Raw genomic sequence first — 20,987 nt, 5'->3', positions numbered from 1 at the left:
TGGGATTTCCGCTGTGATCGCGTTAAAGCGTGAGCTTGAAGCCCTGCCACGGAATAACAGCGTCGACTGTGCGCGTAAAAAACGACAAGTGAAAGATCATGATTCAAGTCACGCTCCCTGATGGTTCTGTTCGTGAATATGCGGATGGCGCCAGCCCAATGGATGTTGCCCAGTCCATATCCAACTCGCTCGCCAAGAAGGCTATTGCCGCCAAGGTTGATGGTGAATTGCGCGATCTGACCCGCCCGCTTGAGGGTGATGCAGAAGTTGCGATCGTCACAGCAAAAGACCCTGAAGGTCTGGAGTTAATCCGCCACGATGCTGCGCACGTTCTGGCGCAAGCGGTACAGGCTTTATACCCTGATACACAGGTCACAATCGGCCCGGTAATCGACGACGGCTTCTATTACGATTTTGCTCGCGAGGTGCCTTTCTCAGCTGATGATTTCGAGAAGATCGAAAAGAAGATGCGTGAGATTGTCGACGCAGACTATCCGATCATCCGCGAAGTCTGGGACAAGGATCAGGCGATCAAGACGTTCAAGGAGATTGGCGAAGAGTACAAAGCGCAGATCATTGATGACATTATCCCGCCGGGTGAGGCGATTACCGTCTATCGTCAAGGGGATTGGTTTGATCTTTGTCGCGGTCCGCACTTGCCCAGCACTGGCAAGCTACCAAAGGCGTTCAAGCTCATGAAACTGGCCGGGGCCTATTGGCGCGGCGACAGCAAGAATGAAATGCTGCAACGTATGTACGGCACGGCCTGGGCGAATGAAAAAGACCTCAAGGCGCACCTGCACCGGATTGAAGAAGCCGAAAAGCGCGATCACCGGAAGCTCGCGACACAGCTGGATCTGTTCCACCTTGATGGCGAAGCCGCAGCTGGGTCCGTTTTCTGGCATCCGAAAGGCTATAAAGTCTGGTTGGAAGTTGAAGCCTATATCCGCCGCCGCCTTGATGCTGAAGGCTATAATGAGGTGAAGACGCCGCAGCTCATGGATAGTGCACAGTGGGAGAAATCGGGCCACTGGGGCAAGTTCCGCGAGAATATGTTTGTTGTGCCTGACTTTGTCCCTGATGGTGAAGGGGATGTGTCCATCCCGGCCGATAGCAAGCTCATGGCGATCAAGCCGATGAACTGCCCAGCCCACGTCGAAGTGTTCAAGTCGGGGCAAAAGTCCTATCGCGACCTGCCTCTGCGGATCGCCGAGTTTGGCTGTTGCCACCGCAATGAACCGCATGGCGCTCTGCATGGGATTATGCGTGTGCGTCAGTTCACACAGGATGATGCGCACATCTTCTGCCGTGAGGATCAGATCATCTCTGAGACTGAGAAATTCTGTGCCCTCTTGCAGAGTGTCTATGATGATTTCGGGTTCACTGATGTTGCGGTGAAACTGTCGACACGGCCGGAACTGCGCGCCGGATCAGACGAGGTCTGGGACCGGGCGGAGCATGACCTGGAAGAAGCGATTAAAGCGACAGGCCTGCCCTATGAGATCATGCCGGGTGAGGGCGCGTTCTATGGCCCGAAGCTGGAGTTCCAGTTGACCGATGCGATTGGCCGGGTCTGGCAGTGTGGAACACTGCAGCTTGATTTCGTTCTGCCAGAGCGTTTGGGCGCTGAATATACCGCCGAGAGCGGTGCTAAAGAACGCCCGGTCATGCTGCACCGGGCGATCCTTGGGTCTATGGAGCGCTTCCTCGGTATCCTGATCGAGGAATTTGCTGGCGCTTTCCCAAGCTGGCTGGCGCCGGTTCAGGTTGTCGTTGCGACGATTACAAGCAGCGCTGATGACTACGCCAATGAGGTTGCTGAGACTTTGCGGGCTGCGGGTTTGCGGGTGGAAGTCGATACGCGCAATGAGAAGATCAATTACAAGGTCCGCGAGCACTCCGTGCAGAAGGTCCCTGTAATTGCCGTGGTTGGTGAGCGTGAAGAGACTGAGCGCAAGATGGCTTTGCGTCGTTTTGGGTCAAAAGCTCAGGAGATTGTCTCTCTTGATGAGGGTGTTGCGATGCTTGCGCATGAGGCGCTGGCACCTGACCTGAAGCGAGCAGCCGGATGATTGCAAAAGCCCAGCGATGGATCAGCTATCCGGCTATCCTCGCCGGGCTTTTCATTCTGTGGCCAGTCGTTGCTTACATGGGCGGGCAGGGGTTTACGGCGCTTGTCGGTCTTGCCGCTCTGCCTGTTTTATACTTTGCGCAGCCAAAGTCCGTCCCACCCTACGCGCTTGCATTTATCGCCTTCATACTATGGGCCATGCTAAGCACGCTATGGTCCCCTGAGGGCGATGGACTGTTTAGCGGTAGTCTCTCAGAAGGCTCATTTGCGATTAGTGCGGATGCTTTGCGTATCGGGCTGTCGGCGCTTGCCATGGGTGCTGTTACCTTTGCTATGCGCCATGTTAGTGTGGATGCCCCCAGGTCGTGCTTCGTCCTGCGGACAGTGCCCGCAGTGCAGGCTGCAGGTGTCATTGTGACTGTGTTGGCTATGGAGCCCATTCTTCATGTGCTCGCGCCCTATAGCGATCCTGAAACCGAGATGCCGCAAAACCTTATGCGTAATGCCAATGCTTTGACTTTGCTATTGCCGCTCTTGCTTGCTTGGTTATGGCAAGGCGGAGAGAAGGTCTTACGCAGCATCGCAGCACTCCTCGTGGTGACGCTTGCTTGGGCCGTCTATACTACGGGCTCCGAAGCAGCTGTGATGGCGCTCATCGGTATGAGTGCCGCCATGCTGGTCGTGTGGCGTTTCCAGAAGACAGGACTTTCTGCGCTATTTGCGTTTACGGCAGGGTATATCCTGCTTGCGCCGCTGATTATGACCCAGATTAAGGGCGTGATGCGGATAATAGGGATAGACTTCCCGCTCTCTTCCTGGTCACGCGCACATGCATGGCAGGCGGTTGGTGATCGGATCCAAGAGGCGCCTTTGGCTGGTCATGGTCTCGAAGCCAGTAAAAGATGGGACGAGACCTTCGCGACAAAGCCTGCTGCATTAGAAGAAATCGTCAAGGATACGAACCCGGATTGGGTGTGGCAGGCTTATCAGATCATTCCGGGGCATCCGCATAATATGCCGCTCCAAATCTGGGCAGAGACGGGTTTGATTGGCGCTGTTCTGGCGGCCGGGACATGTCTTTTGGTCAGTCTCCGACTGTATCAGGTGAGCCATATCCCCCCGATTGCCAGATATGCGGGGGCAGGCCTGTTTGGCGCTTGTTTAATCTTCTTCTCTTTCTCATACAGTATGTGGAACGATGCGTTCTGGTCGAGCGTGGCCCTAGCCACCGCTGCGGTTCTACTGTTTGGGCGACAAACGGCTCAATCATGACGACGACAAGCGCGATTGTTGTCACGTACCAGACCGGACCACGCCTTAAAGAGTGTCTTTATGGGCTCGTTAGTGATCCGGACATTCAAGACGTTATCATTGTTGATAATGGCAATCCGCCAGAGATGGTGAGCTGGCTTGAGCGTTTCGTGACCAAGCGAGATGCGGTGAAGCTCGTTTCAGGGCAGGGCAATATTGGCTTTGGGGCGGGGGTAAACCTTGGCGTAGAAGAGGCCAGCTGTGAGCATGTTCTGATTATCAATCCTGATGCCGTTCTGCGTCGTGGATCGGTGAAGGCGTTGCGTGCGGCTGCTGAGAGTTTATCAGAACCATGGATTGTCGGGGGTCGTATCTTTGACCTTCGTGGCAGTGAAGAGCGCGGGCCAAGGCGGCGTAAGCTGACCCTGTGGCGGGCGCTCACCAGCTTTCTAGGCTTCAATACGTGGACGCTTGAGCAAACGCCTGCACCAGAGAGCCCCATCCCCGTGGACGTAATCTCGGGGGCATTTTTCCTGATGTCGAAGACGGGGTATCAAGCGCTTAATGGCTTTGATGAGGGCTATTTCCTACACGTCGAGGATGTCGATTTGTGCTGGCGCTGTTGGGACGCTGGGGGACAAGTGATTTATCAACCCGATGCTGGCGCTTTGCATTATGGGGCCACGTCCGACGTTCCCAGCAAAACGGTGGCCCGACATAAAGCTGATGGCCTTGCGCGGTATTTTAGAAAAACAGCCACCGGGCCATTCCATCGAGCATGTATTGAGCTGGCTTTGCCGTTTATTCGTCTGGCGCTTCGGACGAAGGCTCGGGATTGACCACCAGGCTGGCAATTGCTGGCGTGAAATCCTGCCAATCATAGCTGGAGAGCTTGAAGGCCCAGCCTTCGGCTTTTTCATTGATCGCTTGTGCACGGCGCGCGCCCTCACCTGCTTCCACAGCGCGCAGAGTAACCCATAGACCGTCCGGTTCGCGATAGGCCTGCAAGTCGACCTCAAGTCCATCAAAAGTCTCACTGATATGACGTGCAAGGGGCGGGGTGGTCAGGCTATCCTGACGTTTCGCATCAAGCGGTGCGAAGCGACTGATGGCGAGCGCAGTGGTCGACAAGGCCAGACGGCTCGCCACATCAAGTGCCTGATAGGGCGGAGCCGTTGTGAAGCTGCGCGCATCCCCGCCTGTTGGCCGTGCGAAATAGGCGGTGCGACCAGTGCTGTCGGTCAAGCGGAAGGATCGAATGGCGCTCGCCTCAATATCGATAATCTCAAAATCCAGCCAAGCCCGTCGATTATAGAAAGGTGGCAGGCTTCCATACGCGCGATAGGTTTGTGTTTCATCAGGCGCGCGAACATAGAGATAATCGCCTTTGCGCCCGGCGAGGATTGCATGTTGGGCAGTTCCAGCTTGGTCGAAGACTTCGATGAGAACACCTGCGCCACTTTCGCTTGGCGCGCCAAGGCCAATCTGATCGAGTTTCTCCGGTGCAGCAGTGCGGCGCTCACCATAAGTCAGGGATTCCAGTCCGCTTGCCAGAGCTGCGAGCCGATCCCGTCGGATGGGGAAGCCGCCGGACTCCTGCATAGCCCAGCCGGAAGCCGTGCGCTCTAAAGTGTAGCGATCATCGGCCATCGTGAAACGGATCAGACTCGCCTCAGGACGTGTTTGAGCGAAGTCATTCAGAACAGGCTGACCCATCAATGGGTGGCTGTTATCGACGCGCGGCTGAAACAGACCGCTGATCAATACCAGTGCCCAGAGGACAATTGCCGCAACAGACAGACGGATCAGGGTTTGATGGCGCTTACGGGCGTGAACGCTCATGCCTGCCCCCTTTGGGCGCGAGCCCACATAAACAGCCCCAACAGACCAAGTATGAACGGCCCACCAAGAATCGTGAACAGCCGCAGCCAGCGTTCCAGCGCATCAATATCGCGTCGGAAATCGCGTTCGATCTGGCGCAGGCTGGCACGCGTTGCGACAATGTCTTCTCGTAGACGATTGAGCTCTATGCGTTCAGCATCAGTAAGCTCAGCGCCCACATCGCCATTAAAGAAGCCGTCTGCAGCTCCAATGCTTTGCAGCTCTTCCAATCGCTGCTGGGATTCAACGAGGCGGGCTTCCAGACGAATTTGTTCAGTGAAGAATTCAGCCTGCGCTGCCGCACGCATGTCGTCGACCCGCTGCATTGGACGTAGCCCGGGCGCGCGAGCGCGGAGCGACATGAGTTCTGAGCCACCCGAGAGACTATCAAGTGCGTTCAGGATGAAGCTGGCATTATCGGCAAAGGGAAGGCCGGTTTGCAGGTTCATATACAGGCCATCGTCCAGCATGTCGGCGTCGGCAACCAGAATGATCTGAGCATCGACATCGCTTGTGGCCTGATGGGGAGCGGCCTCATTGGCTGCGCCCAAAGCGATTTCGGTAAATACCGGATCATCCGAGAGGTCAGGATCAGGGCGCCCATTCGGGAAAGCTGTGGTCAGCGGTCCGGTCAGGCTTAGCGCCAGCACGGCTGCTTCCTGCCCGGCAGTATAGGCCGCGATAACGTCATCCGCGGCCATATCCAGAGCAGCCTGATCAGCCTCAATCGGGCTGGGCGCGGGGCCAGACTGGAGCAGGATCTCCCGTTGTAATGGCGCGACACTGGGCAGAATGAACCGACCCGGCGCACCAAGGTTCACACTTCGCCCGAGATCCGTTGTGATCAGATTGGTATTCGACATCAGTCCGGCTGGGATCGACAGGTAGAGCGGATGCTGAAGGATGGTTGTACGCCCTTCGCCAGCGGGGGCTTCGATGGCGAGCGCTGTTTCAGTGTCGGCAATCGCCGAGCGATCAAGGGCAACACCCCATGCCGTTGAGAAGGGGGTTAAGTCAGAACGGATACGCCGATTGGTGAGGCCGAAAGGGCCATCGCCGGGGGCTGTCTTCGCGGCTGGGTCAATCAGGATCAATGCGCGTCCTTTACGCAACAGGAATTGATCAATCTGCCAGGCCTGCCAGTCCGATAAAACGGGGGCATGCGCCATGAACAGGATATCCATATCCTCGGGCAGACTGACAAAGTCCTCAGGGATGGCTTCGACCCTGAAAGTCTTGTTCATTTCCCGTAAGACTGTGTAGCCAGCCTCATCGGTGACGCTGGTCATGCCGGGCAGGGTTGAGAGCAAACCGATCTTGGCAGGCACGGGGCGGTCCAGCCGCGCAATCATACGGGTCAGATCATATTCAAAGCTGGTTTCCTGCTCGGGCGCGAGGAAAGGAATAACGCGCTCATCATCGACGCTGTTGCGTCCGATCAGGCCAAAGTAGAGCGGATCATTGCCATTTGTGTCGACGGCGACGAGGCCTGTGGATAGGGCTTCATCTTCTGCCTCCGAGAATGGAGCCGGGTCAATCTCACGCAAACGCAGGCGACCATTCGAGGCAGCGACATAGGCGTCGAGCAACTCGCGCACGCGCACCGCATAGGCGCGGACAGCGGGATATTCCTGCCCAACACTGCGCGTGTAAACGAAGGTCAGATCAACTGGGTCGGAAAGGTCTGACAGTACCGCACGTGTCCCATCAGATAGGGTGTAAAGACCATTTTCGGTGAAGTCGGCACGCGCGCCACCAAGTGATTTCTGGATCAGAAGATTACCCGCTGCGAAAACCAGCGCCAGCAACAGCGTCGTGAGAAACAGGAAACGTCGCGGGTTCATTGTGCACCGCTCCGCCTATGTCCGGCAAACAGAACATTGAGCGCCATGCAAAAGCCAATAAAGCCTAGAAAGAACACGACACCCCGTAGTTCCAGAACGCCGCGCTGTGCCGTTTCAAAATGGGTGAGGAAAGAGAACTGTGCGATGGCATCTCCAGCGCTTGGGCCAAACACGCTGGCAATCGCGCCCGTGACCAGAGGCCATCCGGCGGCTGTCAGGATGAAGGCGATGACGACACCAAGAACAAAAGCAAGAACCGGGCTGCGGGTTAGCGCCGAGATTGCAGAGCCAATGCCAAGATAGGCCCCCGCCATCAGGAAGCTGACAAGATAGGAAACAAAGATTGCGGGATTATCCGCCGCGCCGAGGATGTTGACCGTAACCCACCATGGGAAGGTCAGGACAATGGCAAGCCCGGCAACCGCCCAGGCGGCGAGAAATTTCCCCAGAACAAGCCCGGGTAATTCGACAGGCAAAGAGAGTAAAAGTTCAGATGTCCCTGTGCTGATCTCATCGGACCAGAGACGCATGGCGAGCGCTGGCATGAACAGCATGTAGAGCCATGGGTGCCAATAGAAGAACGGACCAAGGTCTGCTGCGCCCGTATCAAAAAAGCGCGAAAGATCCCATGTGAACACACCGATCAGGACCAGGAAGACCGCGATGAAAACATAGCTGAGCGGTGTGGCGAAGTAGGCCGTCATCTCGCGTTTGAAGGCAGCTTTCAGCCCCGTGAAGTGGTGGGTCATCATTTTGCGCTCACCCCATTCTGTTCCTGCGACAGGGTAATGAAGGCTTCTTCAAGGCCGCCGGGATAGGTGCCTGAAAGGGCAGCGGGGGTGTCATCCGCAACAACGCGGCCATGGTCGACAACAACCACGCGCGTGCACATGGCCGGGACTTCCTCAAGCGTATGGGTCGATATGACGATCGCCTTATCCTGCGCCATGCGAGCGATTAGAGCACGCACGGCGCGCTTCTGAATCGGGTCCAGCCCATCTGTCGGCTCATCGAGCAGCAAGACAGGTGGATCATGCAGGATTGCGCCAGCAAGACCGACCCGGCGGCGATAGCCTTTTGAGAGGGCCGAAATCGGTTTGCCGGCCACACTGGCAATACGCGCATCGGCGACAACACGCTCGATTGCGGTTTTGCGCTCAGTACGCGTCAGACCGTGCGCATCGGCAAGGAAACCTAGAAACCCAATCGGCGTCATGTCGCGATAAAGCGGTGCCCCTTCAGGGAGATAACCAAGATTAGCCTGAGCGTCTCGTCGGTTGCTCAAAATTGAGTGACCAATGATCGTGGCATCACCGCTATCGGGTTCCAGAACGCCAGAAACCATCCGCATAGTCGTTGATTTCCCAGCGCCATTCTGGCCAAGAAAGCCAACAACTTCGCCTTGGCTGACATCGAAACTGATGCCTTGAACAGCAGCATGGTCGCCAAACGACTTTTCAAGAGCGCTGAGTGATAGCATCAATTGCGAGCCTGTTTCTGTCCTTGGCTCATTGGTTAGCGAGCTTTTCGATCAGCGTCGAGACGCGTTCCTGAGTAGACTACAGAAGCTTAATGTAACGAAGCGCGCCAAGGGGAGGCGCGCTTCATGACAATCTCTGAAGGTGATTGAAGTGTCGGACGGCGACAGAAGGAACACCGGGGGGCTGGGGGGGCTGATGGGTCCGGTGCAACTGCTGGATTTCCCCGTCCGACATGATCAAGGTGTATGTAATCGAGGGCGCTCGCAAGACAAAAAAGTGGCAAAGTGGCCATATTTGCCATTAAAAATCTTACAGATTTTAGAAAACCCCGTATAATCAACGGTGATGTCAAACATTACAGCATTTACAGTTCAGAAGCCAGCGCCAAAAACTGCTTTTCATCGCACAGAGATGTCTCTGATTCTCGATATTTACGGTCGAATGGTCATGGCCGGAGAGGCTAAAGACTATGGAATCGGCATGGCCAAGGATGAGGCGGTTTTTGCGATCTATCGCCGCCACGCCGAGACACCAACCTGGAGCATTGTAAAAACACCCAGGCTTGCCAACGCGCAGGGGGCGTATTCTGTCCTCGGTGGGCAGGGGCAGGTTTTACGCCGTGGCCGCGATCTCAAACAGGTGCTTCGTGTCTTCGATGGCAGGCGCTTCGACGTCGTTTAGTTTTCTCCACCAAATCGCTCTGTCCATTCCTCAATCATCGCGTCTTCGATCTTCTGGAATAGGACAGGGGGTGCGGTGATCGCCATGCCGTGAGGGAGGGCGTCCAGCAAGGCGGACGCCTCATCAGCGCTCGGCCATTTGCGATTCTCTTCCGGGATGCCCAGCGTGTCGAGAATAGCTTTTGCTGTTGTCGGGATGAGCGGTTGAGCGACAATGGCAAACAATACGACGAGATTTAAACCTGTGCGTACGCCGACCGCGGCGGCATCAACATCATTCTTATACTTCACCCATGGCTCCGCTCGGGTCAGGTATTCGTTACCAGCCGCCCATAGGGCGCGGGTTTCAGCCGCTGCCTTACGGAACTCCATCTGCTCATAATGCTCAGAGATCTTGGTCAGGCTGGATTTCAGTTCTTCCGCCATCCAGGCTTCATCCTCGCCCGGTGTCCCGGTTGCGGGTAGGGTCCCATCAAACTTGCTGACGGTATATTTGGTGATGCGGTTGACGAAATTACCGAGCACATTGGCAAGGTCGGAATTGATCGCCGCCTGGAAACCTTCCCATGTGAAAGCAGCATCGGAGCCTTCGGGAGCATTGGCCATCAAATACCAGCGCCAGTAATCGGCAGGGAGAAGCTCCAGCGCCTGATCCATGAACACGCCGCGCTTATTACTGGTGGAGAATTTACCGCCATACCAGGTGACCCAGTTAAAGGCTTTCAGCTTGTCGACGCTCTTCCATGGCTCACCAGAGCCGAAAATCGTGACGGGGAAAGACACGGTGTGAAAGGCAACATTGTCCTTACCCATGAACTGAACGTACTCAACGTCTTCAGCACCCTGATCCTTACGCCACCAGCTTTGCCAATCCCCTTGCGTGGCTTTGGCCCATTCTTCTGTCGCTGCAATGTACTCAATCGGGGCATCGAACCAGACATAAAAGACCTTGTTTTCAAACCCTGGGCGCGGGCTGCCATCCGGGGCGGTCACTGGCACGCCCCATTTCAGGTCACGCGTGATGGCACGATCCCGCAAGCCTTCATCCAGCCATTTCAAAGCAATGGATTTGGCGAGTTGCGGCCACTCGGTGCTGGCTTCCACCCAGGCTCGAATATCGTCCTGCATTTCAGACTGTTTCAGGAAGAGGTGGGCGGTGTCGCGGATCTCAATATTCGTGCTGCCTGAGACAGCGGAATAGGGATTCTTCAAATCAACCGGATCGAGCAGGCGCCCGCAATTGTCACACTGATCACCGCGCGCTTTCTCATACTCACAATGCGGACAAGTGCCTTCGACATAGCGATCAGGCAGAAAGCGGCCATCATCAATGCTGTAAACCTGCTTTGAGACGCGTTCTTCAATCAGGCCCTTCTCTTCGAGCACATGCGCGAAATGCTGTGTCAGTCTGTGATTCTCTGGTGAAGAAGATCGGCCAAACCAATCATAGGACAGGGTAAAGCCCTCACCCGCGCCGCGCTGCACCTGATGTTGCTCGTCGCAATATGCTTGCACAGAAATACCTGCAGCCTGCGCAGCCAGTTCGGCTGGTGTCCCGTGTTCATCGGTCGCGCAAATGTAGAGAACATCGTGTCCGCGCAGGCGCTGGAACCGGGCGTAAACATCTGCTGGCAGCATAGAGCCAGCCAGATTTCCCAAATGCTTTATCCCATTGATATAGGGCAGGGCAGAGGTGATCAGGATACGGCGTTTTTCGCTCGGTTGCATGCAAACTTCCTATTCTTGCCGAATATGGTCATATTGGCGCGGTGTCGGGCTGAGGGGGTCTTAGCGCGACATAACAGAAAAGAAACAGTTTTTGGGAGGAAACTATGCCTAGACTTTCTGGAGTTAATCTCGTTGGCGTGCTTCTGGCCGCCTTGGTCATGTGGATTCTTGGCTTCGTCTGGTACGGCGTTTTGTTCAGCGAAGCCTGGATGGCAGGCAATGGCTATACTGAGGCCATGTTTGAAGGACAAAGCGGCTTGTGGATGGCTGCCGGGTTTCTCATACCGCTTATTCTGGCGTTTGGTTTAGGATGGCACATGAAGCAGAAATCCATCACCAAACTGAATACAGCTGTCCTGTTTGCATTATGGCTGGCCTTGCTGATCGGCGTCCCCTTGATGATGTATAATTACGTCTATTCTCCGCATCATTCATGGCAGGTGCTGTTGATCGACGGTTCACACACGGTTGCGACCTTTGTTGCAGGCGCAGCTGTGCTGTCATTTTTCGATTAGCGAAAAAAATGCCCCGGATCGCGTTGGTGGTCCGGGGCAGTTGCGCGTGATGAACGCGTTCCGGGAGGAAAAGGTCAGCCGATGGCAGGATTATAGGCGGCAAGCGTAACCTCGACCTGGCGGGCCATCGGTCTGCCAACAACTTCTTCAGAAAAATCAGTATCAATACGGGCGCTCGCAGGCCGGGTCAGAAGCCCTTCATTTTTCAGCGCTTCAGCGACAATGGTCAGTCGGTCGCTCGCCAGTTCAGTCACTTCATCCATGGTGCGTCCATCGGCTGACACAGCAACCATGTCGATACTCAGAATTGAGCACGACGCGAGTTTGTCTTGCGTCGCGGCGATAACGTCGCGAGCATGTGGTGACAGCATGGCTTCACCATTCCGGAAATAAACGCGGATGGTGGTGGCTGTGCAGGCCTCAGCGGCAGGCGCAGTATATGCTTTGGTTGGTGGGGCAGGCATTGGTGATGCGACAGCCGGGGCAACCAGTGCGATAAAGGCAGCACTCATCAAAATAGATTTGAACATTGTATCAGCTCCTTCTTGCGTGATGGCAGTGGAGCTTGAGAGCATGACCAAAGCTGGTCACAAACCCGCTCAAATGTGGCAACTGCATGATCTTGTCATGACCGCTTGCGCTTTGCGCAGAGCCGATATAAATGACGCCTCCAGTGCCCCTATAGCTCAGCTGGTAGAGCAACTGATTTGTAATCAGTAGGTCCGCGGTTCGAGTCCGTGTGGGGGCACCATTTTCTCTGGTTTTTCAGTATTTCCAAGAAATAAGGGCGCGCGGTTTCCCGCACGCCCCTGCTTTGAGCATCTATACTTATTCTGGCTTAGTTTGTGACAGCCAGAACCACCTCAGAGGCGGCAACAGTCAGCAGCGACACATCTGCGTCCAGTGATGCTGGGCGGACAGCACTTGGGTAGGCGTCTTCGAGCTTTGCCAATGCGTCCTTAATTGCCGAGGCCGCGCGTTGATCTTCCTCGGCGATGGCATCTGCCTTTGCAAGGAAGGCAACCTCGCCAGCTTTAAAGAAGCCATAGCCGTCAAGGTACGGCTCATAAGCGTCGCTTTCCAAGGCAATGCGATACATGTCGGCTGCGCGTTCGATCTGATCCGCAGCGACCCCGGCTGCGATTCGGGCATCTGTCATATCGCTAGAGGGGGCTTTGAGTGCGGCTGTGCGTAATGTTGCGATAATGTCGTCTGTGCGCGCACTGATCTGTTCTGGGGTCTCGCCAGCAAACACAGCGGCAGACGCATCGGTGAACATGTCGCTGAAGTCGGTAACGCCCCGTGTTTCGAAAACTGGCTGCATGTTGAACAAGACCTCTGACACGGGATGGGCAAACATCTCTGCGGCCGCATCATTCTCGCCCAAGGCGTGAGCATCGCGAGCGGCAATAATGTGCGCTTCGGCAATCGCCAGGGCGGAGCCAAAAATGACCGGGTCAGTTGCGGCTTGATCAAACAGAACGCCCCCTTCGCCTTCCCCTCCAGCACTAGCAACTGGTGCTGGCTCCGCTATAGGGGCAGGCGGTGTCTCGGCAACAATCTCGGATTTTACCGATTGCTCCGCTTCATCAGAACTGCCACAGGCTGAAAGAGCTGTTGTTGCGAGGGCCGCGCTCAGGCCAAGCTGGCTCCAGCGCTTAAGAGTCACGGTCATGGATTTGTCCTTGATGCGTTTACTATTCGTACAGCTACAGTATGAGCTTATTGATAATCATTCGCAAGTGGGAAGATGATGCTGATTACGATTTCTGATCTGTTGGATGCTGAGAGCCTTTCCGAGGTCAAACAACTTGTTGCGACTTTGGCGTGGAAAGATGGCGCGCAAACGGCTGGGGTCACTGCGGCGCAAGTGAAGCATAACCAGCAGGCAGACCTCACATCACGGACGGGCGCGAAGCTGCGAAAGCTTCTGATGGCGGCGATTGTCACACACCCAGTTTTTGTAGCGGCGGCCCGCCCACGCCAGTTTACGCCGCTCCTGGTCAGTAAGACAGGAGACGGAGGCGGCTATGGCTTGCATGTCGACAACCCCTTCATGGGGACAGCAGCAGGTCAGATACGAACCGATGTCTCCTTTACGCTCTTCTTGTCGGACCCCGATACGTATCAGGGCGGGGAACTGGTTATTGAGCATGCGGGAGCCACACAAAGCTTGAAGCTTAAAGCAGGGGATATGGTGGTTTATCCATCGACTAGTCTGCATCAGGTTTCGCCCGTGAGCAAAGGAGAGCGGGTGGTTTGTGTGGGGTGGGCTGAAAGCCTGATCGCGCGGCCAGATGATCGTGAGACCCTATTTGATCTGACAAACTTGAAAGCGACGCTGAGTGAAACGCACGATCCGCAGTCGCCTGAGATGCTGACTCTATCCAAAGCCATCGCCAATTTGCTGCGACGGTTCAGCTAGAACACAGGATCAGCTTTGCCTGCGGGGCGAACTTCGCTAAAGGCGGCGTATGACGGAAAACCCTTCAGCGCGTACCTTCCTGCAATCTCTTGAAGCCATGGCTCAAGAGGCTGCGCCGGACGGGTTTAGCTTGCATCAGATCATGGATCGTCTGGACGAACGCGCCTTTGGAGCCGCGCTATTCTTGCTGGCGCTGCCTTGTGCGATTCCCTTCCTCTATCTGGTGCCACAGATCGTGGCTTTGCCGATGATGGCGCTGACCCTGCAGATGCTAGCCGGGCGTGAAGAGCCATGGTTGCCCGAGAAGTTTGGTCAGCGGAAAATCGACAAGGCGGGCCTGACGCGCATGGCGACTTTCGGGCGCAAATGGTTTGGATGGCTGGAGCATATTTCCCATCCCCGCCTGAGCTGGCTAACCGGATCTAAGGCAGAAAGACTGGTTGCAGTCTTCCTGACAGTCTTCTGCGCGTCAATCCTGATTCCACTGCCGAGCACGAACACAATGCCCGGTATTGGTGTGGCGATTGCCGCTTTTGGCCTGATGTCGCGGGACGGCATTCTGGTTATCCTTGGCCTGATTATCGGCAGTATCTGGATCAGCCTTCTGGTGCTGGCGGCAATGTTTGGCTTCGATGCTGCGACTGACCTGATCCGCCAAATCATCGCTTCCTTATAACAGACGTTTAATCTGGCGCGCTGGCGTGACGCAGTGACAACGGGGTAATGGCGTGACTATCTGTCGATGATACCGCTAGGGCATTCACGATGGTTAGACCAATCGACGACATTCTCAGAACATGGCGCTGGCCAGCATTGGCCTTGTTGGCTTCATTATTCATGTTGGGCGCAGCGCATGCGTTTGAGCGGTTCGCGCTTCTGGCGCCATGCCCGTTATGCTTGCGTCAGCGCGAAGTATACTGGGCCGTCGTTGCCATGGCGATTACCGCTCTTGTTCTGTGGCAGTATCGTCAGAATCCGCGTTTCATGTTTGCCATTAACATTATGCTGGGCTTGGTTTTCCTGACCGGGGCGGTTGTGGCTGGCTATCATGCCGGGGTCGAGTATAGCTGGTGGCCGGCACCTTCAGGGTGCGGTGCAGCCTTGGCGGTTGATGTGATGGCGCTGGACCTCGGCGCAATTGATCAGCCGCAGGCAGTTGCCAGCTGTGAAACCGATCCCTTCGGTGGGCGGTTTGGTCTGTCCATGGCGGGCTGGAACATGGTGGCTTCCGCCGTCCTGTCCGTGATCAGTTTTAAGGCAGCAGGGGTCACTTTTGGTGCGCGACCGATGCCCGCCTTAGCGGAGTAAAAGATAGGCTGCGAGCAAGCTTGCCGTTGCTCCCATCGTCGGCCAGATGCGTAAATCACGATACCAACTTTGCAGGCTCATGCTCCCTCTGTCCCAGATGTAGAGCAAGGCAAGCAGGACCGCCATGGCGAGGAAAATTTCGGCGCTTAAATAGCGGAAAAACAAGCCGACCAGCACCCATGCAATAAGTGGTGGCAGGACTGCGAGTGCCAGGGTTGAAGCTGAAGGCTTGTCGCTTTTTGTCATCGCCGCGCCCCAGCGCACACCCCCAAGGAAACTAGCGATCACAGCGCCATAGACGAGCAACCAGAGGGCGGCCGTTTGCTGCAAAGCGATGTCGCCACGCCAGTGCCAGATCGCAAAGGCCAGACCAGCAAAAGGCAGGATGCCGGATAGGGTCAAAGCCAGCGGAGTTTTGGGAATCGGTATCTTATTCATGGTAAATCACTTGGATAGCATTCATGCTGCGTCAATGGCTGTGTGGTATTGTTTTGTCATGCCGCGCCAGATCATCGCTCTTCTGATCGCCTTCTATGCGATCGCTTTTGCCTTCGGTGCGATGGCGGCCATTCGCTGGCCGAGCATTATGATGTTTGCGGCATTGGTTCTGGAGAAAGACCCACTTGAAGGTTTACCAGCGATTGATTGGCGCGAGCTTGGTATCGTCTACGGCGCGCCGTATTTTCTGGCCGCGCTTAGTCTGTATGCGTCGGCCCTAACTGTGGGGCAGCGCGCACGAGGCGGTGTCCTGTGGTATATCATGGGCTGCACAGCCGGTTTCCCATGTGTTTTCCTCGTTGATTTTGAAACAGGCTGGTGGCGTGACCCGAGTGTTGGAGAAGGTGCTGTGGCAGGCGCTGCGGCAGGGGCAATTTTGCTCGGCATCGCTGTCTGGTTATTGCGGCAGGGACAGAAGCCAAAAGGCAAAAAGATCAAACAAGAGCCGACAGAAGCACCAGCCATCATTGCTCCACTCGTCTCTGCTAAGAAGCCTTTGCGTCGACCTGTTGCACCAGCCATTGCGCGTCAGCGCGCCCATTTTGCCGCTGAGGGGCGCAAAATGATGGCCAAGCGCTATTCCTGACAGTTTACAGGACTCTAGACTTGACACCTTTGCCTTGCATGAGCCCATGGCTGCATGAGTGACTCGCGTTCTTTGCCCAAGACAATTGGTCTGATTGCCGGGCCTGTTCTGGCGTCTGTGATGCTGCTTTCTGGCGTGCCCGAAGGCTTGAGTTTTGCTGCTTGGGCGACTGGAGCCTTGATGGTGTGGATGGCCATCTGGTGGGCGACCGAGCCTATCCCGATCCCGGTAACCTCACTCTTGCCCTTGATCGTGCTGCCGCTGGTTGGAGCTGGCGCGCCGACGGCGGTTGGAGCAAGTTACGCCCATCACATTGTTTTGCTGCTTCTGGGTGGTTTTATTCTGGCGCTGGGGATTGAGCGATGGGGGCTGCATAAGCGTATCGCTCTGAGAGTCGTCTCCATGGTCGGGGCGTCCCCCCGCGCTCTGGTGGGGGGCTTCATGCTGGCCACTGCTGTCCTCTCCATGTGGATTTCAAACACAGCCAGTACCCTGATGATGGTCCCGATCGCGCTGTCGGCCGCAGCTGCGCTCAGCACACGCGATCCAAAGTTTACAATCGCTCTCCTGTTGGGGGTTTGCTATGCGGCCTCGATTGGTGGCGTCGGGACACCAATCGGAACACCGACCAATTTGATCGCGATTGACTGGTTGCAAAAGGAAACAGGCGCCAGCATCGGTTTCCCACAATGGATGGCATTTGGTTTGCCAACGGTGGCGGTCCTCATCCCAGCCGTATGGTGGGTTGTGACCCGTGAAATCAACCCGATCCATGATGGCGAGGCAGCGATGCAGGTCGTGCATGAGGAGCGTGCGGCGCTGGGTAAAATGACGGTGCCTGAAGTCCGGATTGCAATGGTGTTTGCTCTGATCGCTTTCTTGTGGATGGGGCGGCTATGGTGGGTCATGCTCGCAGAAGCGCTCGGTTGGGACACGCTGGCGCAGTATAGTGGCGCGCAGGTGGATATGATGATCGCCGTCCTTGGGGCCGTTCTGGTGTTTTTGGTGCCTGCGGGGGGTGGGGAAAAGCGTGCACTCCTGGCTTGGGACGAGGCAGTAAAACTGCCTTGGGGGGTCCTCCTCCTGTTTGGCGGCGGTATTGCCCTTGGGCGGGCGGTTAGTAATACGGGTCTGTCAGCGTGGATTGGCGAGGCCTTGTCCGTTATGGGCGGCTGGCCTCCGATCCTGTTTATTGCAGCAGTCGTTTTACTGGTCATCTTCCTGACGGAGTTGACCAGTAATGTTGCGACCATGACGACTCTGGCTCCGATCTTGGGGTCTTTATCCGTTGGCGTTGGCGTTGCGCCAGCCAGCCTTCTCGCCCCGGCGGCGGTGGCAGCGAGTTGTGCCTTTATGTTGCCAGTCGCAACCGCACCGAACGCGATCATTTATGCAACTGATCGTGTGACGATTGAGCAAATGATGAAGCGGGGGCTACGGATCAACTTAATCGCCGCCGTGGTGATCACAGTGATTGGGTTCTGGCTCGCACCGCTTGTGCTCTAGGCTGCTTACTTGCAGGCGTTTGAACGTTCTTCGCTCAGTTCGCCGAAGCCATCCGCAATGAGTGCGACCACCGCATCAAGGGCTGCGTCAGCGTCCTCCCCCTCGGCCTGAAGCGTGATTATCGAGCCGATCCCTGCGCCGAGGCAGAGCAGGTCCATGATTGATCGTGCATCGGCGCTTTCACCATCATGGCTGACGAGAACTTTGACCGGCAAATCTGTGGCGAGGCCGGCGAGCTTTGCTGAAGCACGCGCATGCAAGCCTTTATGATTGACGATTTCGACGTCGCGCGTCTTTACGGCGTTGTTCATTTGCTCTTGCCCAGTACTTCTGAGCCGATGCGGATATAGCGCTGCCCTGCATCTGCGGCAGCTTGCGCGGCTTCCTGCAGGGTCAGGTCAGAGCGAACCTGAACCAGGTGGATCAGCATGGGCAGGTTTACTCCGCCCACTACGTCGACCTTTCCCGGGGCCAGATTCGATAAAGCCAGGTTGGAGGGTGTGCCACCAAACATGTCGGTCAGGATGATCACGCCTTTGCCGCTGTCACAATCTCTAACGGTTTCGCGAATCTCATCGCGACGGTCTTCCATGTCATCTTCGGCTTCGATGGAGATGGACCGGAAAGCAGGCTGCTTGCCAACCACATGCTCTGCTGCGCGCACGAGTTCACGCGCGAGTTCCCCATGGCTGACAACCACAATTCCGATCAAGATCGAACCCTTTCAGATTACGTAAAATTAAAGCTGACACAGGTATAGCGAGCGTCAAGCCTGATCTTGCCGCTCTGGCGCAGGTCCTCAGAGGGTGTGGCCCCGGTGCCTCATGTGCCGCAGAAGGTCTGTTGAACCACTTCTTCAGGCTCAGGAGCTGCCTCATAGGCCGCAAGGGCGGAATCTTCCACAAATGGAGCTTTTATGGCCTCTAAGAGTGCATGAAACGGCTTGCTATTGCTATGGTTTTCCGCCGCGTTGATCGCGACTTCAACCTGATGGTTACGCGCGATACGAACGGGGTTTACTGCGCGCATACCATTAAGACGAGACGCATCTAGCTGAGCAGGGTTATCCGTGATGGCCTCCCAATTGTTCAGCCAATCCCGAGCCGGGTCAGCCTGTTCAAATTCACCGATAAAGGCACTCGGGGAGTCGCCATGGGCATAGCGCGTTAACGCTGTAAACGCGCGTGTGAAATCGGCTTTGCCTTCGAATAGGAGGGACAGCGTTTCCTCAATGAAAGCCTCATGATCACTGGCCTCATCAAGGCCAAGCTTGGCAGCCATGGCGGCCATCCACGCGGTTTTAAACTGTGCGGGATAGTCTTTCAGAGCGGCTTCGGCAGCTGCGATCTGGTCGGCTTCTTCCTTACCAAAAAGAGGAAGCATAGCTTCAGCCAGACGACTGAGATTCCACAGGCCAATTTCAGGCTGTTTGTTCCAGGCATAGCGGCCATAATGGTCAATCGAGCTGAACACGCGGGCGGGGTGAAACGCATCCATGAATGCGCAGGGGCCATAATCGATAGTCTCGCCCGAGAGGGTCATATTGTCTGTATTCATGACGCCATGGATGAAGCCAAAAGACATCCATTGTGCGATCAGTTTTGCCTGTCGATCAGCAATCCGGGTCAAGAAGGCCGCATACCTTTGATCGCCAAGGTCCATGAGGTCTGGATCAAGACGCTCGATTGCAAAATCAGCCAGCGCCCGCAGCGTATCTTCATCATGATTGGCCGCTGTATACTGGAACGTCCCAACACGCAGGTGACTGCGTGCTGTTCGCGCCAGCACCGCGCCAAGCAGAGGCCCTTGCTGTCGCATGATCCGTTCACCCGTCGTCAGAATGGCAAGGCTGCGAGAACTCGGCACGCCAAGCGCGGCCATAGCTTCGCTGACAATGTATTCGCGGATCGCAGCGCCGAGCGTCGCCTTGCCATCGCCGCCGCGGGAAAATGGGGTCAGGCCACTGCCTTTGAGATGCAGCTCATGCTCGTGGCCGCTTGTATCGTACAATGCACCTGCCAGCATGGCACGCCCATCGCCGAGCAAAGGTGCATAGTGTCCAAACTGGTGACCGGAATAGGCCATCGCGATCGGAGCGCCTTCATAGAGGGGCTGGCGACCACTGAGCGCAGCGATCGTCTCTGGCGATTGGAACCAGTCTGGGCCAAGCTCGAATGTCTTGGCGAACTCCTGATTGGCTGCAAATAGGGTAGGGTCCGGAAAGCGGCTGGTGGGGACTTCGCTGTAAAGTCCTTCGGGGAGATCAAGGTAGCTTGGCCGTGTCCTGGTCATGATCATCAATCGCTTTTCTCACCACTGTTTCAACAATGTGGGGGCAGGTTAAAAAATGGCCAGTCATGCGGGGCAGTGATGGACAAAATTGGCAAATTGTGAAGGTAATGTGACAATACTTTTCAGAGAGTTTTTCAGGAGAATCGCATGGCGAAAAAGCGCACCAAGAACGAACTAACAGCCGGACAGGCAGGGAAACTGGCCCAGAAAATCTGGCGAGCTGGCCTCGGGGTTTACGGCGCGGCCCATGATGTTTCAGGGCATAAGACAGATGATGCTTTTGAAGCACTGGCCAAGCGTGGCAAGGCGTTCGAGAAAGCGACTGCGAAGCGCTCTGGCAAGCGGAAGCCTCATGCTAAACTTGCGCGTCAGCTTGCAACAATCGGGGCACAAATTCAGGCGCTGCGCCCACATGGTCCAAAGGCCAAAAAAGCCGGGAAGGGGATGGACCGCGCTGCATTACTCAAGGCACTGGGTCTCAACGAGATTGTCGACACGCGACCGGCAGTCGAGGCGGGGGTGAAAGCGCGCCTTGAAGCCTTGGAGGAAATGGTTGCCGCGCTTGGCGCTGAGGGCAAGCTCACAGACGCTGAGCTGCAAGCGCGCGTGCGTCGGATGGGTGAGGAGCTTGTCACGCTATCTGGGCCAGAACCTAAGCCCGCCTTAGATGAACAGGGGCGGTTGGAAACACCTCAAGGCCAGGCTGACGACCTGAAGCGAATCAAGGGCATTGGTCCGGTGCTAGAGCGTAAACTGAATGAAGCTGGCATCTTTCATTTCTGGCAGATTGCGGCGCTCAATGATCAACAGACGGAGACTCTGGAAGGTGACATGAGTTTTCCGGGTCGGATTCGGCGAGACGACTGGCGGGCGCAAGCTGATGCGCTCTCGCAGGGAAGTCTGCTTTAGGAGAAACAAGTT

General features: G+C 56.0%; 22 protein-coding genes and 1 tRNA gene. 12 read left to right on the top strand and 11 right to left on the bottom strand.

The features are described 5' to 3' along the window. Positions 1-98 precede the first annotated feature (98 nt). From thrS to RYZ27_RS10185, 3 genes are read left to right on the top strand one after another with little or no spacing between them, the layout of a single operon-like run. A complete protein-coding gene (thrS, locus tag RYZ27_RS10195; RefSeq protein WP_406679399.1) occupies positions 99-2,072 on the top strand; it encodes a threonine--tRNA ligase in 1,974 nt (657 codons plus the stop codon). Next, positions 2,069-3,343, top strand: coding sequence for an O-antigen ligase family protein (locus RYZ27_RS10190; RefSeq protein ID WP_406679398.1), 1,275 nt, complete (start codon positions 2,069-2,071; stop codon positions 3,341-3,343). The genes thrS and RYZ27_RS10190 overlap by 4 nt, the downstream gene beginning before the upstream one ends. Then, the gene (locus RYZ27_RS10185; protein ID WP_406679397.1) at positions 3,340-4,161 is read left to right on the top strand and encodes a glycosyltransferase family 2 protein; all 822 of its coding nucleotides are present in this window, start codon (positions 3,340-3,342) and stop codon (positions 4,159-4,161) included. The genes RYZ27_RS10190 and RYZ27_RS10185 overlap by 4 nt, the downstream gene beginning before the upstream one ends. Here the strand turns inward: RYZ27_RS10185 and RYZ27_RS10180 are convergent. From RYZ27_RS10180 to RYZ27_RS10165, 4 genes are read right to left on the bottom strand one after another with little or no spacing between them, the layout of a single operon-like run. Further along, positions 4,124-5,164, bottom strand: coding sequence for a DUF4340 domain-containing protein (locus tag RYZ27_RS10180; protein WP_406679396.1), 1,041 nt, complete (start codon positions 5,162-5,164; stop codon positions 4,124-4,126). The two genes, RYZ27_RS10185 and RYZ27_RS10180, sit on opposite strands and share 38 nt — an antisense overlap. Beyond that, the gene (locus RYZ27_RS10175) at positions 5,161-7,047 is read right to left on the bottom strand and encodes a GldG family protein (RefSeq protein WP_406679395.1); all 1,887 of its coding nucleotides are present in this window, start codon (positions 7,045-7,047) and stop codon (positions 5,161-5,163) included. The genes RYZ27_RS10180 and RYZ27_RS10175 overlap by 4 nt, the downstream gene beginning before the upstream one ends. Further along, on the bottom strand, positions 7,044-7,799 hold the full coding sequence (locus RYZ27_RS10170; protein WP_406679394.1) for an ABC transporter permease subunit: 756 nt from the start codon (positions 7,797-7,799) through the stop codon (positions 7,044-7,046). Before RYZ27_RS10170 ends, RYZ27_RS10175 begins: the two co-directional genes overlap by 4 nt. After that, positions 7,796-8,527, bottom strand: coding sequence for an ABC transporter ATP-binding protein (locus RYZ27_RS10165; protein ID WP_406679393.1), 732 nt, complete (start codon positions 8,525-8,527; stop codon positions 7,796-7,798). The genes RYZ27_RS10170 and RYZ27_RS10165 overlap by 4 nt, the downstream gene beginning before the upstream one ends. Before the next feature lie 412 nt (positions 8,528-8,939). Here RYZ27_RS10165 and RYZ27_RS10160 point away from each other — a divergent pair, with 412 nt between their 5' ends. After that, on the top strand, positions 8,940-9,209 hold the full coding sequence (locus RYZ27_RS10160; protein WP_406679392.1) for a DUF2794 domain-containing protein: 270 nt from the start codon (positions 8,940-8,942) through the stop codon (positions 9,207-9,209). Here RYZ27_RS10160 and metG read toward each other — a convergent pair. Continuing rightward, positions 9,206-10,936: a methionine--tRNA ligase gene (gene metG, locus RYZ27_RS10155; protein WP_406679391.1), complete on the bottom strand. Its 1,731-nt coding sequence runs from the start codon at positions 10,934-10,936 to the stop codon at positions 9,206-9,208. The two genes, RYZ27_RS10160 and metG, sit on opposite strands and share 4 nt — an antisense overlap. A 104-nt stretch (positions 10,937-11,040) precedes the next feature. Here metG and RYZ27_RS10150 point away from each other — a divergent pair, with 104 nt between their 5' ends. Next, a complete protein-coding gene (locus RYZ27_RS10150; protein ID WP_406679390.1) occupies positions 11,041-11,451 on the top strand; it encodes a DUF1761 domain-containing protein in 411 nt (136 codons plus the stop codon). Between the two features lie 74 nt (positions 11,452-11,525). On the opposite strand, the gene RYZ27_RS10145 is transcribed toward RYZ27_RS10150, so the two are convergent. Then, on the bottom strand, positions 11,526-11,981 hold the full coding sequence (locus RYZ27_RS10145) for a hypothetical protein (protein WP_406679389.1): 456 nt from the start codon (positions 11,979-11,981) through the stop codon (positions 11,526-11,528). A 145-nt stretch (positions 11,982-12,126) separates the two neighbouring features. On the opposite strand from RYZ27_RS10145, the gene RYZ27_RS10140 reads away from it, so the two are divergent. Next, positions 12,127-12,202: transfer RNA gene (locus RYZ27_RS10140), tRNA-Thr, on the top strand. An 87-nt stretch (positions 12,203-12,289) separates the two neighbouring features. On the opposite strand, the gene RYZ27_RS10135 is transcribed toward RYZ27_RS10140, so the two are convergent. After that, a complete protein-coding gene (locus tag RYZ27_RS10135) occupies positions 12,290-13,126 on the bottom strand; it encodes a hypothetical protein (RefSeq protein WP_406679388.1) in 837 nt (278 codons plus the stop codon). Positions 13,127-13,201: 75 nt separating this feature from the next. Here RYZ27_RS10135 and RYZ27_RS10130 point away from each other — a divergent pair, with 75 nt between their 5' ends. From RYZ27_RS10130 to RYZ27_RS10120, 3 genes are all read left to right on the top strand, one after another. Next, positions 13,202-13,876, top strand: a complete 675-nt coding sequence (locus tag RYZ27_RS10130; protein ID WP_406679387.1) for a Fe2+-dependent dioxygenase — start codon at positions 13,202-13,204, stop codon at positions 13,874-13,876. A 49-nt stretch (positions 13,877-13,925) separates the two neighbouring features. After that, complete coding sequence (locus tag RYZ27_RS10125; protein ID WP_406679386.1) at positions 13,926-14,552, top strand: exopolysaccharide biosynthesis protein; 627 nt, start codon at positions 13,926-13,928, stop codon at positions 14,550-14,552. Positions 14,553-14,641: 89 nt separating this feature from the next. Next, entirely contained in the window at positions 14,642-15,184 is a 543-nt protein-coding gene (locus RYZ27_RS10120) for a disulfide bond formation protein B (RefSeq protein WP_406679385.1), read from the top strand. On the opposite strand, the gene RYZ27_RS10115 is transcribed toward RYZ27_RS10120, so the two are convergent. Further along, a complete protein-coding gene (locus RYZ27_RS10115; protein ID WP_406679384.1) occupies positions 15,173-15,622 on the bottom strand; it encodes a DUF3429 domain-containing protein in 450 nt (149 codons plus the stop codon). The two genes, RYZ27_RS10120 and RYZ27_RS10115, sit on opposite strands and share 12 nt — an antisense overlap. 34 nt (positions 15,623-15,656) lie before the next feature. Here RYZ27_RS10115 and RYZ27_RS10110 point away from each other — a divergent pair, with 34 nt between their 5' ends. Both RYZ27_RS10110 and RYZ27_RS10105 read left to right on the top strand, forming a co-directional pair. Next, positions 15,657-16,268 (top strand): hypothetical protein, encoded by a 612-nt coding sequence (locus RYZ27_RS10110; protein WP_406679383.1) that lies wholly within the window; start codon positions 15,657-15,659, stop codon positions 16,266-16,268. A gap of 54 nt (positions 16,269-16,322) precedes the next feature. Then, complete coding sequence (locus RYZ27_RS10105) at positions 16,323-17,774, top strand: SLC13 family permease (protein WP_406679382.1); 1,452 nt, start codon at positions 16,323-16,325, stop codon at positions 17,772-17,774. Positions 17,775-17,779: 5 nt separating this feature from the next. Here the strand turns inward: RYZ27_RS10105 and RYZ27_RS10100 are convergent, their stop codons facing one another. The 3 genes from RYZ27_RS10100 to RYZ27_RS10090 form a co-directional block, all read right to left on the bottom strand. Then, positions 17,780-18,085 (bottom strand): HPr family phosphocarrier protein, encoded by a 306-nt coding sequence (locus RYZ27_RS10100; protein WP_406679381.1) that lies wholly within the window; start codon positions 18,083-18,085, stop codon positions 17,780-17,782. Next, positions 18,082-18,486, bottom strand: coding sequence for a PTS sugar transporter subunit IIA (locus tag RYZ27_RS10095; protein ID WP_406679380.1), 405 nt, complete (start codon positions 18,484-18,486; stop codon positions 18,082-18,084). The genes RYZ27_RS10100 and RYZ27_RS10095 overlap by 4 nt, the downstream gene beginning before the upstream one ends. A 110-nt stretch (positions 18,487-18,596) precedes the next feature. Continuing rightward, positions 18,597-20,066, bottom strand: a complete 1,470-nt coding sequence (locus RYZ27_RS10090; RefSeq protein WP_406679379.1) for a protein adenylyltransferase SelO — start codon at positions 20,064-20,066, stop codon at positions 18,597-18,599. Between the two features lie 147 nt (positions 20,067-20,213). Here RYZ27_RS10090 and RYZ27_RS10085 point away from each other — a divergent pair, with 147 nt between their 5' ends. Then, a complete protein-coding gene (locus RYZ27_RS10085) occupies positions 20,214-20,975 on the top strand; it encodes a hypothetical protein (protein ID WP_406679378.1) in 762 nt (253 codons plus the stop codon). Positions 20,976-20,987 lie beyond the last annotated feature (12 nt).

This window comes from Hyphomonas sp. FCG-A18 (assembly GCF_045287255.1).
Lineage (GTDB): Bacteria > Pseudomonadota > Alphaproteobacteria > Caulobacterales > Hyphomonadaceae > Henriciella.
This window is presented reverse-complemented; position numbering and strand designations above follow the sequence as displayed.

What these genes read in the sequence shown, in the direction of transcription:
- thrS (WP_406679399.1), top strand. Translation starts at nt 99, where the DNA reads ATGATTCAAGTCACGCTCCCTGATGGTTCTGTTCGTGAATATGCGGAT.
- RYZ27_RS10190 (WP_406679398.1), top strand. Translation starts at nt 2,069, where the DNA reads ATGATTGCAAAAGCCCAGCGATGGATCAGCTATCCGGCTATCCTCGCC.
- RYZ27_RS10185 (WP_406679397.1), top strand. Translation starts at nt 3,340, where the DNA reads ATGACGACGACAAGCGCGATTGTTGTCACGTACCAGACCGGACCACGC.
- RYZ27_RS10180 (WP_406679396.1), bottom strand. Translation starts at nt 5,164, where the DNA reads ATGAGCGTTCACGCCCGTAAGCGCCATCAAACCCTGATCCGTCTGTCT.
- RYZ27_RS10175 (WP_406679395.1), bottom strand. Translation starts at nt 7,047, where the DNA reads ATGAACCCGCGACGTTTCCTGTTTCTCACGACGCTGTTGCTGGCGCTG.
- RYZ27_RS10170 (WP_406679394.1), bottom strand. Translation starts at nt 7,799, where the DNA reads ATGATGACCCACCACTTCACGGGGCTGAAAGCTGCCTTCAAACGCGAG.
- RYZ27_RS10165 (WP_406679393.1), bottom strand. Translation starts at nt 8,527, where the DNA reads ATGCTATCACTCAGCGCTCTTGAAAAGTCGTTTGGCGACCATGCTGCT.
- RYZ27_RS10160 (WP_406679392.1), top strand. Translation starts at nt 8,940, where the DNA reads ATGTCTCTGATTCTCGATATTTACGGTCGAATGGTCATGGCCGGAGAG.
- metG (WP_406679391.1), bottom strand. Translation starts at nt 10,936, where the DNA reads ATGCAACCGAGCGAAAAACGCCGTATCCTGATCACCTCTGCCCTGCCC.
- RYZ27_RS10150 (WP_406679390.1), top strand. Translation starts at nt 11,041, where the DNA reads ATGCCTAGACTTTCTGGAGTTAATCTCGTTGGCGTGCTTCTGGCCGCC.
- RYZ27_RS10145 (WP_406679389.1), bottom strand. Translation starts at nt 11,981, where the DNA reads ATGTTCAAATCTATTTTGATGAGTGCTGCCTTTATCGCACTGGTTGCC.
- RYZ27_RS10135 (WP_406679388.1), bottom strand. Translation starts at nt 13,126, where the DNA reads ATGACCGTGACTCTTAAGCGCTGGAGCCAGCTTGGCCTGAGCGCGGCC.
- RYZ27_RS10130 (WP_406679387.1), top strand. Translation starts at nt 13,202, where the DNA reads ATGATGCTGATTACGATTTCTGATCTGTTGGATGCTGAGAGCCTTTCC.
- RYZ27_RS10125 (WP_406679386.1), top strand. Translation starts at nt 13,926, where the DNA reads ATGACGGAAAACCCTTCAGCGCGTACCTTCCTGCAATCTCTTGAAGCC.
- RYZ27_RS10120 (WP_406679385.1), top strand. Translation starts at nt 14,642, where the DNA reads ATGGTTAGACCAATCGACGACATTCTCAGAACATGGCGCTGGCCAGCA.
- RYZ27_RS10115 (WP_406679384.1), bottom strand. Translation starts at nt 15,622, where the DNA reads ATGAATAAGATACCGATTCCCAAAACTCCGCTGGCTTTGACCCTATCC.
- RYZ27_RS10110 (WP_406679383.1), top strand. Translation starts at nt 15,657, where the DNA reads ATGGCTGTGTGGTATTGTTTTGTCATGCCGCGCCAGATCATCGCTCTT.
- RYZ27_RS10105 (WP_406679382.1), top strand. Translation starts at nt 16,323, where the DNA reads ATGAGTGACTCGCGTTCTTTGCCCAAGACAATTGGTCTGATTGCCGGG.
- RYZ27_RS10100 (WP_406679381.1), bottom strand. Translation starts at nt 18,085, where the DNA reads ATGAACAACGCCGTAAAGACGCGCGACGTCGAAATCGTCAATCATAAA.
- RYZ27_RS10090 (WP_406679379.1), bottom strand. Translation starts at nt 20,066, where the DNA reads ATGACCAGGACACGGCCAAGCTACCTTGATCTCCCCGAAGGACTTTAC.
- RYZ27_RS10085 (WP_406679378.1), top strand. Translation starts at nt 20,214, where the DNA reads ATGGCGAAAAAGCGCACCAAGAACGAACTAACAGCCGGACAGGCAGGG.